The organism is Aquirufa esocilacus (assembly GCF_042715595.1).
Lineage (GTDB): Bacteria > Bacteroidota > Bacteroidia > Cytophagales > Spirosomataceae > Aquirufa > Aquirufa esocilacus.
Map to the genome: position 1 here is coordinate 145,872 of NZ_JBBKXX010000003.1, position 14,958 is coordinate 160,829.

General features: G+C 38.6%; 18 protein-coding genes. 7 read left to right on the plus strand and 11 right to left on the minus strand.

Annotation, left to right across the window (positions count from 1 at the left end; genetic code table 11):
* Positions 1-53 precede the first annotated feature (53 nt).
* Both SKC37_RS09225 and SKC37_RS09230 read right to left on the minus strand, forming a co-directional pair.
* The gene (locus SKC37_RS09225) at positions 54-1,250 is read right to left on the minus strand and encodes an acetyltransferase domain-containing protein (protein WP_377981196.1); all 1,197 of its coding nucleotides are present in this window, start codon (positions 1,248-1,250) and stop codon (positions 54-56) included.
* Between the two features lie 51 nt (positions 1,251-1,301).
* Positions 1,302-1,646, minus strand: a complete 345-nt coding sequence (locus SKC37_RS09230; protein ID WP_377981197.1) for a hypothetical protein — start codon at positions 1,644-1,646, stop codon at positions 1,302-1,304.
* 102 nt (positions 1,647-1,748) lie between these two features.
* Between SKC37_RS09230 and SKC37_RS09235 the strand changes: the two genes are divergently transcribed.
* Positions 1,749-2,510 carry a hypothetical protein gene (locus SKC37_RS09235; protein WP_377981198.1) on the plus strand — a complete coding sequence of 254 codons (762 nt, stop codon included), beginning with the start codon at positions 1,749-1,751 and terminating at the stop codon, positions 2,508-2,510.
* Between the two features lie 68 nt (positions 2,511-2,578).
* Positions 2,579-3,340, plus strand: coding sequence for a hypothetical protein (locus SKC37_RS09240; protein ID WP_377981199.1), 762 nt, complete (start codon positions 2,579-2,581; stop codon positions 3,338-3,340).
* Between the two features lies 1 nt (position 3,341).
* Here the strand turns inward: SKC37_RS09240 and SKC37_RS09245 are convergent, their stop codons facing one another.
* Entirely contained in the window at positions 3,342-3,938 is a 597-nt protein-coding gene (locus tag SKC37_RS09245) for an SOUL family heme-binding protein (protein WP_377981200.1), read from the minus strand.
* Between the two features lie 131 nt (positions 3,939-4,069).
* Here SKC37_RS09245 and SKC37_RS09250 point away from each other — a divergent pair, with 131 nt between their 5' ends.
* Positions 4,070-4,849, plus strand: a complete 780-nt coding sequence (locus tag SKC37_RS09250) for a 3-keto-disaccharide hydrolase (protein WP_377981201.1) — start codon at positions 4,070-4,072, stop codon at positions 4,847-4,849.
* A 36-nt stretch (positions 4,850-4,885) separates the two neighbouring features.
* Here SKC37_RS09250 and SKC37_RS09255 read toward each other — a convergent pair whose 3' ends face one another.
* The 4 genes from SKC37_RS09255 to SKC37_RS09270 form a co-directional block, all read right to left on the minus strand.
* A complete protein-coding gene (locus SKC37_RS09255) occupies positions 4,886-5,308 on the minus strand; it encodes a nuclear transport factor 2 family protein (protein WP_377981202.1) in 423 nt (140 codons plus the stop codon).
* Positions 5,309-5,322: 14 nt separating this feature from the next.
* The gene (locus SKC37_RS09260; RefSeq protein WP_377981203.1) at positions 5,323-7,416 is read right to left on the minus strand and encodes a PQQ-dependent dehydrogenase, methanol/ethanol family; all 2,094 of its coding nucleotides are present in this window, start codon (positions 7,414-7,416) and stop codon (positions 5,323-5,325) included.
* Between the two features lie 105 nt (positions 7,417-7,521).
* Positions 7,522-8,451: a proline iminopeptidase-family hydrolase gene (locus tag SKC37_RS09265; RefSeq protein ID WP_377981204.1), complete on the minus strand. Its 930-nt coding sequence runs from the start codon at positions 8,449-8,451 to the stop codon at positions 7,522-7,524.
* A gap of 5 nt (positions 8,452-8,456) precedes the next feature.
* On the minus strand, positions 8,457-8,909 hold the full coding sequence (locus SKC37_RS09270; RefSeq protein WP_377981205.1) for a hypothetical protein: 453 nt from the start codon (positions 8,907-8,909) through the stop codon (positions 8,457-8,459).
* A gap of 92 nt (positions 8,910-9,001) precedes the next feature.
* Between SKC37_RS09270 and SKC37_RS09275 the strand changes: the two genes are divergently transcribed.
* The gene (locus tag SKC37_RS09275; protein ID WP_377981206.1) at positions 9,002-9,334 is read left to right on the plus strand and encodes a hypothetical protein; all 333 of its coding nucleotides are present in this window, start codon (positions 9,002-9,004) and stop codon (positions 9,332-9,334) included.
* A gap of 27 nt (positions 9,335-9,361) precedes the next feature.
* On the plus strand, positions 9,362-9,817 hold the full coding sequence (locus SKC37_RS09280) for a hypothetical protein (RefSeq protein ID WP_377981207.1): 456 nt from the start codon (positions 9,362-9,364) through the stop codon (positions 9,815-9,817).
* Between the two features lies 1 nt (position 9,818).
* On the opposite strand, the gene SKC37_RS09285 is transcribed toward SKC37_RS09280, so the two are convergent.
* Positions 9,819-10,070 carry a 4a-hydroxytetrahydrobiopterin dehydratase gene (locus SKC37_RS09285; RefSeq protein ID WP_377981208.1) on the minus strand — a complete coding sequence of 84 codons (252 nt, stop codon included), beginning with the start codon at positions 10,068-10,070 and terminating at the stop codon, positions 9,819-9,821.
* A gap of 64 nt (positions 10,071-10,134) precedes the next feature.
* Between SKC37_RS09285 and SKC37_RS09290 the strand changes: the two genes are divergently transcribed.
* Together SKC37_RS09290 and SKC37_RS09295 are read left to right on the plus strand one after the other, a co-directional pair.
* On the plus strand, positions 10,135-11,670 hold the full coding sequence (locus SKC37_RS09290) for a glycoside hydrolase (RefSeq protein ID WP_377981209.1): 1,536 nt from the start codon (positions 10,135-10,137) through the stop codon (positions 11,668-11,670).
* 13 nt (positions 11,671-11,683) lie between these two features.
* Positions 11,684-12,838, plus strand: coding sequence for a dipeptidase (locus SKC37_RS09295; protein ID WP_377981210.1), 1,155 nt, complete (start codon positions 11,684-11,686; stop codon positions 12,836-12,838).
* Positions 12,839-12,921: 83 nt separating this feature from the next.
* Here the strand turns inward: SKC37_RS09295 and SKC37_RS09300 are convergent, their stop codons facing one another.
* From SKC37_RS09300 to SKC37_RS09310, 3 genes are all read right to left on the minus strand, one after another.
* On the minus strand, positions 12,922-13,305 hold the full coding sequence (locus SKC37_RS09300; RefSeq protein WP_377981211.1) for a DUF805 domain-containing protein: 384 nt from the start codon (positions 13,303-13,305) through the stop codon (positions 12,922-12,924).
* Positions 13,306-13,504: 199 nt separating this feature from the next.
* The gene (locus SKC37_RS09305) at positions 13,505-14,239 is read right to left on the minus strand and encodes a hypothetical protein (RefSeq protein ID WP_377981212.1); all 735 of its coding nucleotides are present in this window, start codon (positions 14,237-14,239) and stop codon (positions 13,505-13,507) included.
* 2 nt (positions 14,240-14,241) lie between these two features.
* Positions 14,242-14,895, minus strand: a complete 654-nt coding sequence (locus SKC37_RS09310; RefSeq protein WP_377981213.1) for a glycosyltransferase family 2 protein — start codon at positions 14,893-14,895, stop codon at positions 14,242-14,244.
* Positions 14,896-14,958 lie beyond the last annotated feature (63 nt).

A 14,958-nucleotide genomic window follows, 5' to 3' on the forward strand; every position in this document is an offset into this window, starting at 1 on the left:
CTAACCGGATAAAATGTACAATGACAGATTATGTTTAGCTCCTCTTTCACAAACTATAAATAACTCAACCACCACTTTTCCTTATGAGCCGTCTTGTAGGAATCATACCAGTTACACAAGGGATACAGGCTGACTATTAATAGTGCCCAAATAAGATAAACGATTTCAAGACTATACCCCTCTCCTGCGATTTGAAAAAGGAAAGGGATTTTTTGAAGCGCAATTAACGCATCATCAAGTGAATGTCCCCTATAAAAAAACAAAACCGTAGTGATTAAGTGTGCGAGATAGAAGTGTAGGATATAGTAGAAAAAAGCAGTCCTACCGAAAACACGAAATACGTTCGATAGTTTATTTTGAATATTTTCCAAAACCGCCAAAGCCAAAATAGCTATCCCAATCATCACTGACATGTAGGCCAAAGAGGGCGGGTATTTATTCACATTCATAAAGGACAAAAAGGTAGCTAACCCGCTCGTCTGAGTAGCCCATGGATGCGGATCTCCATAGACATTGATCGCCCTTAGAAGTACAAAAAAGCCCAATAAGAATGACCCGGTTTTAAATAAGATTTTTTGTCTTTCAGTCGAAGTGAATTTGGACGTAAAAAAGATCCCAAAGCAATAACCTAAAATCATTAGACCTGTCCAAGGAACAAAAGGATACATGATAGCCAGGAAATGATCTCCCACTATGGGATAAATCGCAAAGGACCCATGGTGCAATAAATCCCACCAAAACCCAGCCTTAAAGCCAGGCTCAGCCTCCCAAAAATCCAAGCTATTGTGCCCCAAAACAATAATCAATCCGATGGCTAATACCACCTTATACGGCAGACGACTCAGAAAAGCCAAAATAATCATGCTAATCCCAATCGCCCAAATAACCTGCAGCAAGACTAAATTATAAAACGGATTGAATGTAATGGCTAAAGATATCAAAACAAATTCCACGCATAATAACCAAATCCCCCGTTTAAATAGAAACGAACTCAATTCAGCTTTCGACTTGCGAATACTTTGCAGATAAATAGAAAGCCCCGATAGAAAAACGAACGTAGGTGCACAAAGGTGCGTTATCCAACGAGTAAAATATAGAAATGGTGTTGACGTCAACACATTCAATGGGTCACCCGTATAGGCCTGATCATGCACGAAATCCCTCACATGATCGAGCGCCATGATGACCATGACAATGCCTCGTAATACGTCGATGGAATCGATTCGTTTTAAAGTGGAACTAGATGACATAAATGCTTATTGAATAGTAAGAGGTCAGAATGGTGTTTTTTACAAGATATACTACTCACTAAATTGACCCAATTCATCTACCTTTCCAATATACCCTTCTTTATAAGCTTTTGAACGCTTTTCGTAGGGTGCACAGTTTTTTTCTTTGTATGCATCTACTGAAGTATAGGCTGAGATGATGTGCCAACCTTTGGCTTTCATAATTTCTCTTAGCACCTGCTCTCTTTCCTCTTTCTGTAAACTTCTAGAAAGCGATGGAATAAGCACCTCACCTGCTATCCCCTTTCCGGTATATACCTTTACGGCGGAAAGGATAGAATAGGCGGGTTGCCCCCCTTTCGAATTACAAGAAAGTATACTTACTAAGATTGCGATTGCGAAGATTATATGTTTCATAAGGTCAAATATAACAAAAAACAGTTTTCCAATTAAACCATCTTTGGCATAACCAATTAAAACTGATAATTTCAAGAAACCTTAACCCTACCACATTACCCAATGGAAGTACACCACCATAGCCACCACCCTAAATCTTGGAAAGAATACGTTCAAGAATTCTTAATGTTATTCTTCGCCGTCTTCTTAGGCTTCATGGCTGAGTATTACCTCGAGTATAGAGCGGAGAGACATAAGGAGCATGATTATTTAGTGAGTATGAAGGAGGATTTGAAAGCGGATTTAGTGGAAATAGATAGGGGAATAATGGGGATGGAAAAAATCAAATCTGTGGGTCAACGACTTGAGAAACTATTATATAAACCAGCATGGAGTGATAATGACATTGATTCCATTTACATTTTAAGTCTTAATCTTAGCGCTACCTTAATTAAACCTAATTTTGCTACTGGCACAATAGATCAATTAAAAAATGCGGGAGGATTTCGACTCATTAAAAATCAAGAAATAGTCCATAAAATTTCTGCTTACGAAAAATGGAAGCAAACTATTTTACTACAAGAAGAATCCAATTCACACAATTGGAGAAACATTCACCTGTTACAAAATAAACTCTTACATGTAACCACTTTAGGTTTACCTGAAAAACTGAATGACATTAGATTAGATAAAGCTGAGCTAGAAAGGATTAAAGAATCGACAGGTAGCAAATTTCTAACTTCTGACAAAAAAACATTATATGAATACGCGAATTATATTTGGGTCCAAAGAGGTTATGTCGCCTATTATGAGATCATGGTTAAAATGGAACAGCAACAGGCGAAAGAGTTAATCAAGCTCATTGAGGAGGAACTGGCGCATTAATAATAAGTCCCTTATAACTTAATTTCACTAATTTTCTTGCCTTTAAACTAAACAGAATCTTATTACTCATGGAAGTTCACCACCATACACACCACCCTAAATCCTGGAAAGAATACGTTCAAGAATTTTTAATGCTTTTCTTCGCCGTCTTCTTAGGCTTTATGGCTGAATATTACCTCGAATACAGAGCGGAGAGACATAAGGAGCATGATTATTTAGTGAGTATGAAGGAGGATTTGAAAGCGGATTTAGTTGAAATGGATTCGAAAGAATTCAGAATGGGAGAAATAATTAATGCTGCCAATAAACTCAATGAAGTAATCTTCAAACCTACTTGGAATGAAGCAGATATTGATTCCATTTACTTAAATAGTATTATCATGGTAACCAGAGTTTATAACATCGATTTTTCATCTGGCACTATCGATCAGTTACGTAATGCCGGAGGGTTTCGCCTTATTCAAAATGAAAAAATTGTTCGTAAAATTTCAGAATACGAAAAAGGGAAAGTGACCATGAACGTTCAATTAGATCAATTATTAGAGCGTGGAGCAAATGTGCATCGAATTCAAAATGCTGTACTTCAAACAACCGTTTTCTCTACAAAAGAGTCCATTGGAAAATTCGGATTTGATAGAGTTCTGTTGGATAGAATAAAAAAACAAACGGGAAGCGCATTTCTAACTTCAAATAAAAATGCATTTCATGAATATGCAAACACAACAGGTACCATGAAAGGGTATATCTCCTATTATATCCTCATGTCGAATAATCAAAAGCAAAAAGCGAAAGAATTAATCTCACTTTTAGAGGAAGAACTAGCGCATTAATTTACTCTTTCCACTCTATCGGAATAACGACTTCATTTTTTCTACCCCAAAATTGAAAAGGTGCGTTGTAGCCCAAAAAAGAATATTCTCCGGCTACTTTAATGCCTTTTTCTTGGATTAGTTTTAGTAATTGATCCCGCTTCTCTTTGATTTTTTCATCATCCGCATAGCCGCCAAAAGTGATAGCCGCCACATATTGCGGACTCGATTTCACGATTTGCACACTGGAATCATTGGGTTTAGGCAAATCCGATTCTTTGTATTTATCGGGCATCACAAAACTCATGGTAGAACCTTTATCCGTCATTTCCATTCGAACCGGCGCCGTCATGGCAATACTCTGTTTCTGTTCATTACCTCCAAAAATATAGCCCGCTAATTTCCTGAATCCACTACTCGCGACAGACTTATAATTCGTTCCTTGGCTGTAAATTTTAGCAAAGGTAGCAGACGGATAAAAGCGAATTTCGAACTGAGCTTCTGTACGCACTAACCTATATTTTTGGTTCTCCGTTTTCAGACTGCTACTCACAACTTTATAGGATTGTATCATCAAGAAAACAAACGCAATGCCGGCAACGAGATAAAAAGCTTTCATATCAATTTAGTTTAGCATATATTTCCTCTTAACTAACTCAAGCAGTATATAGTTCAGAAAACCAGCAACTTAATTTCATTTTTGCTCGTATTTCACTTACTTTAATGCTGATATTAAGCTCTACCTCTCCTATGAAAACGCTCGTAATTGCCGCACTTTGTTGTTTAGCATTCCTTTCAAATGCAAAGCCAAAAAAAGAAAAATGGATTCAACTGTTTAATGGCAAAAACCTAAAGAACTGGACAGTCAAAATCCACCACCATGAAGTGGGCGATAATTACGGAAACACCTTTAGAGCCGAAGACGGAATGATCAAAGTGCGCTATGATCAATATGACCATTTCAATGAACGCTACGGGCATTTGTATTTCAATAAACCATTCTCAAATTACATCCTTCGATTGCAATACCGCTTTACGGGGCTTTGGCGAAATGATGCTCCCATTTATACCGAGAGAAACTCCGGTGTGATGTTTCATTCACAAGATCCTCGTACTATGCCGAAAGAACAAGATTGGCCCATCTCCGTGGAAATGCAATTCTTAGGCGTATTAGCGGATGGAAAACCCAGACCCACCGGAAACATGTGTTCGCCTGGAACAGACGTCGTTTACCAAGGCAGAATCGATTCACGCCATTGCATAAATTCAAGCTCAGAAACCTATGAAAACGAACGCTGGATTACGGCTGAATTAATCGTTCGCGGTGACTCATTGGTCACCCACAAAATCAATGGAAAAACAGTATTAGAATATAGCCAACCTCAAATAGGTGGTGGGGTGGCTAATCGCTACAACCCCGCACTTAAGTTAGATGGGCAATTATTAAAAAGTGGTTTCATTGCACTCCAAAGCGAGGGGCAGGAAATTGACTTTAGGAATATTGAGATTCTGGATTTGTCTAAACAATAAAAAAAAGCCCCCTCAAAATCGAAGGGGCTTTTTTGTTTACTTTTTATTTCCTGCAAAGGTTTGGCGCAAGATTTTACCCCCTTGAATGATAAACGTATCCGTTGCATAGTTGAATTCTACCACAGGAGTTTTTGCTGACCAAACTATATAGAATAAATCATTTTTTACAGCAGTTTTAATCACATTAAAAGTAGATCCCTTCGTGGGGAAAGCTTTTACTAATTCCACAAAGGCTTTTCTAATTTCAGCTAATCCACTGAAAGTACCATCTGGCGTAATGACAACAGATTCCTCAGTATAGTCAGCCATAATTTCATCGAGATTATTTTCTCCTAAGGCTTTACTGTGGTGCTGAAACACCGCTAAAGTAGTGGCTTCATCCACTTTTTTCGGGCTGTTTTGTCCAAAAACAAGCACCGAACTACTTACTAAAAGGGCAACTAATAAGATCTTTTTCATATGATAATTTACGTTTATTTATTCTCTCTATTTTTCTTCGCAGTCGCCAGGATATACCCTTTGATGTTCGAAATATCTGTGTCACTTAGTCTTCCGCCAAACTTCGGCATACCCTTTGGCAAGAAAATACCGTCCCTAACGATTTGATGGAAAGCACCCATAATATCTGGGTGTGAATAGGTCAAATTAGGAATGGTTCCACCAGGATTTCCTGCATTTAGGTTATGACAAGGACTGCAATATTTGCCAAATAAACCCGAACCTTTTGCGACCTGCTCGTCTGAAATTTCGACAGGCAAGGTTAAATATTCCTTCTTTGGCTCCTTATCATACACAGGCATCGCCACATTTTTACCTATAGCGAAAGTATATACCGTCCCCGGATTTATCTGTTCCGTACTTCTACTAGACAATCCCATCACTCCACCCCAACCCACAGCGATCGTTACATATTGCACGCCATCTACTAAATACGTAATAGGAGGTGCAACAATACCTGTACCTAGGTTTTTAGTCCAAAGTACTTTACCTGTTCTCGCATCTAAAGCGTTAAAATCGCCCTCTGCAGTTCCTTGGAATACTAAATCCGACGTGGTAAGTACACCCGAATTCCAACCGGTTTTCTCCGCTTTATGCCAAATTTCTTTGTTTTGAACTGGATCCCATGCAATTAATTTACCCAGTGACTTTGCCACATAGGAATCCTTGTTCGTAGGGTTCGCCGGATTATTATGTGTACCTACACTCCAATAATCCTTATCGTACACAAAATCTTTTTGGTTACCGAAATTCCAAGATTGTTCTCTTGCCGGGATATAGACTAAATTCGTTTTCGGATTATAGGCCATCGCTTGCCAATTATGCCCACCAATTACACTTGGGTAAATTTGTTCATTGCTATTTATATAACGTGCCTTAGGATTTTCAACAGGACGTCCGGTTTTCATATCCACTTTAGAGGCCCAGTTCACATACACATAAGGTTCAGCTGACAATAACTCCCCTGTGTTACGATCCAATACATAGAAGAACCCGTTTTTAGGTGCCTGCATTAAGACCTCGCGCTTTTTGCCTTTGATTTCTAATTGGGTCAAAATGATTTGTTGTACCGCTGTAAAATCCCATGAATCACCTGGAGTAGTTTGGTAATGCCATTTCAATTTCCCTGTTTCCGCATGAATAGCTAAGATGGAAGAAAGGTATAGGTTATCTCCACCGCCTGGGCTTCTGATTTCTCTATTCCATGGAGAACCATTTCCGGTACCCACATAAATAAGTTTCAACTTAGGATCATAAGCAAAGGCATCCCAAGCCGTGCCGCCACCACCGTATTTCCACCATTCTCCATTCCAAGTTTTCGCGGCTGTTTCCATTTCAGGATGCTCAAATCCATTCGCAGGATTCCCTGGAACCGTGAAGAATCGCCAAATTTTCTTCCCAGTCATCGCATCATATGCCGTCACATACCCTCTCACACCATACTCTGCTCCACTATTACCGATAATGACTTTACCATCCATCACACGTGGAGCGCCTGTAATCGTGTAGGAACGATCATGCGAAACAGACAATACTTCCCATTTCTTCTTACCTGTAGCCGCATTAATGGACACCAAACGTCCATCCAAGGTTCCCACAAAAATGTTCCCTTTGTACATCGCTAAACCACGACTTACTACATCGCAACATGCCTTTTCACCAAAACCTTTAGGTACCTGTGGATCATAGGTCCATAATATTTTACCTTTTCGCGTATCAATAGCGTACACGACACTCCATGGACCACTTAAAAACATGATCCCGTCCACGACTAAAGGCGTGCCTTCAATCCCTCGTTTTGTTCCTAAATTCAAACTCCATGCTAAACCTAATTGACTTACATTGTCTTTAGTAATTTGACCCAATGGGCTAAAACGTTCCTCTCCATAATTACGACCATAGGTCAACCAATCGCCCGTGTTATCATCAACACTGGCAATTTGTTGATCCTGAACGGCACCCACTACTTTAGCAATGTGCGATGGAGATCCTGGAATTGATTTTGTGATAAATGCGATGCTGCCTAGAACAAGGACAGCTGCGGAGAACAGGAGTACTACTTTTTTCATTGTATGATAAGGTATAGATTAGATTTGGTATCTTTTGTATACCAATAATACCAAATAAATTTTAACAAAGAAAAAAATGTCTAAAAAATAGTAAATGGGAAACAGTTATTTTTCGATCTTCTGTAGATACTCACGCAGAACGCGGTTATTTTCCTTTGGGTTATCTCCCATCGTTACATGAGCAGCATCGGAAATGACTTGAAATTGAGCTCCTGGGATTAAACTTGTATAATAGCGGACGCTTACTGGCCTAGCTTCATCAAATTCCCCAGCTGTTAAAAGCGTAGGAACCTTTATGGTAGCCAACTCTTTTAATCGATCATAGTGAAGCAAATTTCCCGTAGCCTTAAATTCACTAGGCCCCCACATAAAGGTGTAGACCTTTTCTCCAAAATACCGATCAAGTGTATCCTTCCGCGATTTTGTATCGTTTCCGCGTCTTAAATGCGCTTTATAATATACTTTCATCGCCTGTTGGTAAGATTCAGACGCATAGTTTTTTTGCTTTTCACTTTCTCTAATCGCTAATTGAGTCGCTGTTGGCAAGGCGGCGATTAAGGTATCAGCATCTTGTGTCCAAATTTTGGTACTAAATAAAGGACTCGCAAAAATAAGCGCCTTTATTCCTTTAGGGTATTTCAAATAATAATCCATCCCTAACATGGTGCCCCAAGAATGCCCATACAAATAAAAACGTTCCAGCTTGAGTGCTTTTCTGACCTGCTCTAATTGCTCCACATTTTTCTCAATAGTCATCAAGGTAGTATCCGTAATTCGGGTAGAACGGCCACAACCTAATTGATCAATAAAAATGACCGGCCTATCCTTACTCAATTCTTTCAATGGCTCTAAATATAAACTCGATGACCCTGGTCCCCCGTGCAATAAGAGCAAAGGAGTTTTATCTCCCTCTCCATCAATGCGGTACCATATTTTACCTCCCTCTACCTCTATAAAACCCTCCCTAGGAGGTGCAGGATTAGTGCAAGCATTCAGCAAAAACAGCGTAAATAAACCGAGTAGATATTTTTTCATAGAACCTATTGATGCATATTGTACAAGAGTGTCTGAATTTTAAATTCATTGCCCGATTTAACCAATAAAAATACGTCCACGCCTTTGTGTGTAAACTTTCCATTGAAGTAAAACTCATAAGGAACCCACGCAGTCGCAATTTCTTGGTCGATTAAAATAGGTCCCCAAGAAAGTACACGCTCATCCATGTCACCCGGTTTTCTGGTCATCACATTTTGGATGAATTTAGCAGCGGGCACTTCTCTCAGCGCATTTCCCTCCGGCTTCACCTGACTAATATGCAACATAGCATTGCTTGTAAAACAAGACTTCAAAGCAACAGAATCAACCGATTTCATCGCAGAAAAGGTCTTCAAAATGACGGATTTGATCTGGTCCTCGTCTTTGGTTTGTTTTTGGTTTTGACCGAAAACAAATAGCGGTATAAATACAAATAAGGCAACTATTTTAAATTTCATGTGCGTTAAATAAATAATTTTTTAAAGATATTATAAAATAATTTACATTTGATAGTAAAAGATCTAATGACTGAGTGAAGTTAATTTTAACTATGAAAAAAGCATCGATTCTCTTTTTATTCTTTCTGCTTCCATTATTTTCTTCAGCACAAAAAGTAGAAAACAAAAAATATAGCTGCTCGCCCAAGACTACAACAAATTCTGTTTTCAAAGAAATAGGCAATGTGAAATTTGAAGATTTCTCCAACAGAGGAACAAGTTGGTCGTTTTTTGGCACCCAAAAAATAACCACTAAAGATGGAATAATTTTTCTTAAAGGGGATATTTACTCACCAAGAGGTAGCCAATTAAATACCAAAGTGAATAATTACAACAAACCTGTCTTTATACTTTATAATGAGTGGGATTGCATCATAGATAAATAAATCACATTTTTTTTAAAAAATAATAACATGAAAAAACTTTTAACCCTCCTATTCTTTTGTTCCCTCGCCATCACTGGTTTTTCGCAGGATGCAAACTCCATTGAAAAATACAAAAACCTAGGTAATGAGCCTAAATTCTACGAATTATTTGATGCTTGTGCAAACACTAATAAGACAGCGGGATGCTGGAAACTGGGTTTAAATTGGGATTCGTCAGAGTCAGATTATTCCATCGTAGGAAGTTCAAAAATACACTTCTATTATGTTCCTACCGCCGCATCAAAATGTGATAAATTAACATTCTACGAATTAACTCCCAACCCCAAAACTGGTATTTGGTCATTTAAAGATCAAAACATTTCCATTTCTGTAAAAATGCGCTCTGATGAATCAGCATTTGGACGACAACTGAGCGAAATTCGCTTTACGAATGCGGCTGGAGAATCCTGTTTTGGACCTAAAACATTCATAAAGAAGTTTTAGCCTACCATAAATCCGAGTAAATCTCATCGAAAATTTTAGCTAATTCGCGATCTTTTTCTGTCACGACATTACCCACATCATGGGTGGTTAAGGTGACGTGTACCCGATTATAGGTATTTGACCAAGTAGGATGATGATCTAGTTTACTTATTAAAGGGGTAGCTAATTGCATAAATAGCATGGCATCCTCAAAGGTGGGGAATGTAAAGGTCTTTTCTAGAGCTTGATTTTCCTCTATCCATTGAATCATCATATCTTAGTCTGTTTAATTCTGAATTCTTTAGCAATAATACTATATTTATTTAACCGTTGAAGCTATGGACAACAAGAGAAGACGATTTAACCTGCTCACACTATTCCTTATAAGTGTTTGCCTATCATTTCAGGGGTTCTCCCAAAAAATTCAACTGGATCTAGACAAAACCTATCAGACGATACATAGTTTTGGAGCATCTGATTGCTGGTCTATAGCCATGGTAGGAAAATACTATCCTGAAAGCAAGAAAAAACAGATAGCAGAATGGCTCTTTAGCAGGGAAAAAGATAGCTTTGGAAATCCGAAAGGAATCGGTTTGTCTATGTGGCGATTCAATATAGGCGCCGGAAGCACAGAACAAGGAATAGAAAGTAAAATAACTTCTGAGTGGAGACGATCAGAGAGTTTTTATACGGCTGGAAAGTTCGATTGGACAAAACAAGCAGGGCAACAATGGTTTTTAGAGGCTGCCATTAAATATAAGGTACCCTATACACTCGGATTTCTGAATTCTTCACCTGTCCAAATGACTAAAAATGGCCTGGCTTTCGGGAGTGGAAATTTAGGGGATTGGAATTTTAATACAGAAAAAATAGCGGAGTGGACTACCTTTATTACTACAGTAGCCAACCATTTCCAATTCAATTATATTAGCCCATTTAATGAACCGCAATGGGATTGGGGACCGAATAAATCAGGGTTAGCCTCCCAAGAGGGAACCTCCATCAATAATACAGATATAGCCTGGGCCATTAAAAGACTTAGCCATAACTTTAAAACTACTTCGGCTTCAGCCAAAATTATCATTCCAGAGGCAGGACAACTTACTTATTTATTTCAAAAAAACACCAATAGGCCTAATCAAGACAATCAACTAGTTAGCTTCTTTTCTCCCGAAGAGTCGACTTACCTGGGAAACGAATTTAGTGTAGAAAAAATAATTAGTGGACATAGTTACTTTACCACCTCACCGGCAAACGCGCTGATTGATATGCGTAAACAACTCAATATACAGAAAGCTAAAGCTGATCTTGATTTTTGGCAATCCGAATATTGTATACTCGGGGATAATGCTGGCGAAATTAAGGGCAACGGGGTTGATCTAGGGATGAAAACGGCGTTGTACGTTGCCAAAGTAATTCATGCTGATTTAGTACATGCAAATGCCTCCTCCTGGAGCTGGTGGCTCGCAGTAAGCGCGAATGATTACAAAGATGGACTCATTTATATCTTTAACGGAGAGAATAAAGGGGAGAATGATCAAAATAAATTCGACGCGGACCTGTATGATTCAAAAACACTTTGGGCTCTAGGCAATTATTCTCAATTCGTCCGACCTGGAATGAAACGATTTGACGCAGCAATAGATCAACCAAAATGTTTAATTTCAGGCTTTAAAGATCAAAATTCTACTGTTTTAGTAGTAATCAACTCAGGCGATGAATTTAATTTAAACGTTTCAAGCTTTACATCGAACCATACATTATCAAGCTATACGACTTCCAGCACACAAAATTTAAAATACCAAAACATAGATTCTAGTCAAGTACAATTGTCTGCAAACTCTATTACAACCTTGGTTTTCGCAGCGAATTAATAAACATTCCACGATGAAAAAAACATGGCTCTTACTACTCCTATCCACCGCCACTTTCGCGCAGGATATCCATTTCAACTCCATTTTAGTGGACACGCATAACGACTGTTTGACGGCTTGTATCGAGAAAAAGGTGTCGCTTGATCAGGATTTGACCGGCATTAATCACTCAGATTTAGCCCGATTTAAAAAGGGCGGGGTGGATTACCAATTGTTTTCGATTTGGTGTGATGGGGAGAAAGCAAATCCATATGCTTGGGCCATGCGGGAAATGGATAGTTTATATGCTGTGGCTGCGAGGAATCCGGATAAAATGGTGATTGCCAAATCCTGGAAAGACCTTAATCGCGCTTTTAATGAGAATAAATTAGCCGCTCAATTTGGGGTGGAGGGTGGCCACATGATTGAAAGCGATTTGAAGAAATTAGTCACTTTTTATGACCGAGGAGCTAGGTATATGACCCTGACTTGGAATAATTCGCCGGGCTGGGCAAGTTCACATGCAGATGAAAAAAATCCAGCGTATCAGGGGTATAAAGGTCTAACGGATTTTGGCAAAACGGTGGTAAAAAAAATGAACCAACTAGGTATGATCGTGGATATATCGCATGTGGGCGAGGCGACGTTTTGGGATGTGATAAATACGACGACAAAACCAATTATTGCCTCACATAGCAATTCATACAGTGTGTGTCCCGTGTCAAGAAACCTGAAAGATGACCAAATTTTAGCGATAGGAAAAAATGGCGGCGTAATCCACCTGAATTTCTTCTCTGGATTCGTGGATGTAGATTTTTTCAAAAAAGACGCCGCTTTCCGTAAAAACCATACCGCAGAAATCGATTCATTACTCAAGACGGGAATGCAAACAGAATATGCTTTCACGGTCATTTCAGATAAATACCCACAAGAAAGTGACGCCATCAAACCAGATTTGGAACAATTGATGAAACATTTTGATCACATTGTGAAATTAATCGGGGTAGATCACGTGGGTTTGGGCTCTGATTTCGATGGAATTAATTCAGCACCTAAACAACTGAAAACAGTACTAGATTATCCCCTATTCACCCAGGCTTTAATCACGCGTGGCTATTCAGACAAGGATATCAGCAAAGTGTTAGGAGGGAATTTTCTGCGGGTTTATAAGGCAAATAACCTCGATTAGGACAAGAATCGATCAGGTAATAATCATAAAAAAACACCTTAATAATTACTAAGGTGTTTTTTTATGAAAAGGAGAATAAATTACTAGCCTACATTTTTAGGGTTTTCTCCATATTGATTTGGTCCTGGAGTTCCCTCTGTGCAATCTAAAACTAGCAACCAAATAAATCCAATTAAAGGGATAAGTACTATCAAATAAAACCAACCACTTTTGCCTACATCATGTAATCGTCTTACTTGAACAGCTAAAAAAGGGATGAATGTTAATAAAACATAGCCAATGTATACATAGCCATAAGGCAGTTCAAAACCAAAATCAGTCATGATTTTAGTACCAAGCACATTATCCAACACATTGGCTACGATAAGTGCTAAAAAATTAAATAAAATACCATACCAAAATTCGCTTCTTCTAGCTCTGCCAGTGAACGTTGCATAATTTTTCAAAATACTTAAATAATAATTCATAGTAATAGTTTTTAGGTTTACCTACTCATAAGGCTTTTCAGAATCCGCCCCGTATTTAAAGTGATCGGCCACTGGTAGAATAAATTTTTGCCAATTTATTGAAATAAATAACAATATTCCTCTATTAAATTGCACTATTTATTTAACGGTAAGTTTTATTCACCTAAAATGGACCATTTCCTGAAATTCGTACAAATAGTTACTTGTGCCTGAACCAACAATCTGTTCGGTCATTTTCGTAGGCTTTGAAAATGGTATTCACGGGAGCTCCGTGGTGTAAATTTGCGTTAAATCGAGTTCTAGCCAGGTAATTAAAGGCCCCCATATCCCCTGTATAGGCAGTTTTATTGCTATGATTGTAGGTTTCATGCAAGGCGCATAATTGCTGCAAAAAGTCAAAAAAGAGCGGAAAAGATCCACCAAAAACGCCACAATTTAAAAGGGCCTCAGAAGCAAAACGTTCCTCATAGGCGGCATAATCTTCCATTTGCCCACGCAGATGCTCCGCATGCGCCAGCATCCACTCATTATGTAAAGTTTTGGGCTCATCCCCACAGAAAAGAGAATCTGGATTAGCTGTAAAGAGTGGGTGAATAAACGGATTTTGAGCCAAAGTCACATCAGATACATCCGTCACAAATACACCCTGAACTTGCGTAATCTTAGCTAGATAATCGCGGTACACGAAATAGCGGTAGACATTCGGATTAAAAGCTGGATTATACATGATGCGCTCGAACGAAATGTATTCATTTGAATAACGCGCACAATTCTCGTCTGAAAAATTGTTGTGAAATATAACGCCTTTCAGCTTAGCCGCAGCCACTGATTCCGCCCATTCTTGAACGAGATCATAGGAATCATCTGCTAACGTCATGTTGCGATTCACGTCATACACTCCGGTAATGTGGCAAGCTAAAACAAGATGTTGCATGATTAATTCGCGTTCAACAGGAGTTCTTGCTTCAATAAAGCGCAGGTAGAATTCGGATTATTGCGGTAGTAAATGTAGGATCTTTGGAATACTTTCTTCGTTTTGAATTCTATCTCAGCACGCTCAAAGAAAGCTGAATCCGCTGCAAAACCTCCTTTAAAGTCAATGCTTTTAAACACTTTTTGATGCCCAAATAAGGTTCCAAAAAGTACCGCATCATCTAAATGTATCGGTTTACTCAGGTCATTTTTATCCGGAACGTAATAATCTTCCACGGTGTCCACCACCGTTTCTGCCGTAGAACAGATCAAATCGACGTTTTCAATTTCTTTCAAACAAGTGCTCAAATGATAGGGCTTGTATTCGTCATCACTATCTAAAATAGTGATAAATTCCCCCACACTATTTAACACACCACGATTAATGGATTCAGCTTGTCCGCGATTGCGGTGCCTAATATAAACGATTTTTTCCTCGTAGGCTTCTACGTATTCTAATAAGGCCTTACGGTCATTTTCTGTGCTTCCATCATCAATGATGATCAACTCAAAATCCTGAAAATCTTGCTGTAAAACAGAATCAATGGCTCTTTTGGTTAATTGAAAGTCCGTATTATAGACGGCCATCAACACCGATATTTTAACATTCTTAGACATGATCTGCTAATAAGTTGCACCAAAATAGGCTTTAACGGAGGCAAATGTAGTCAAATATTACTA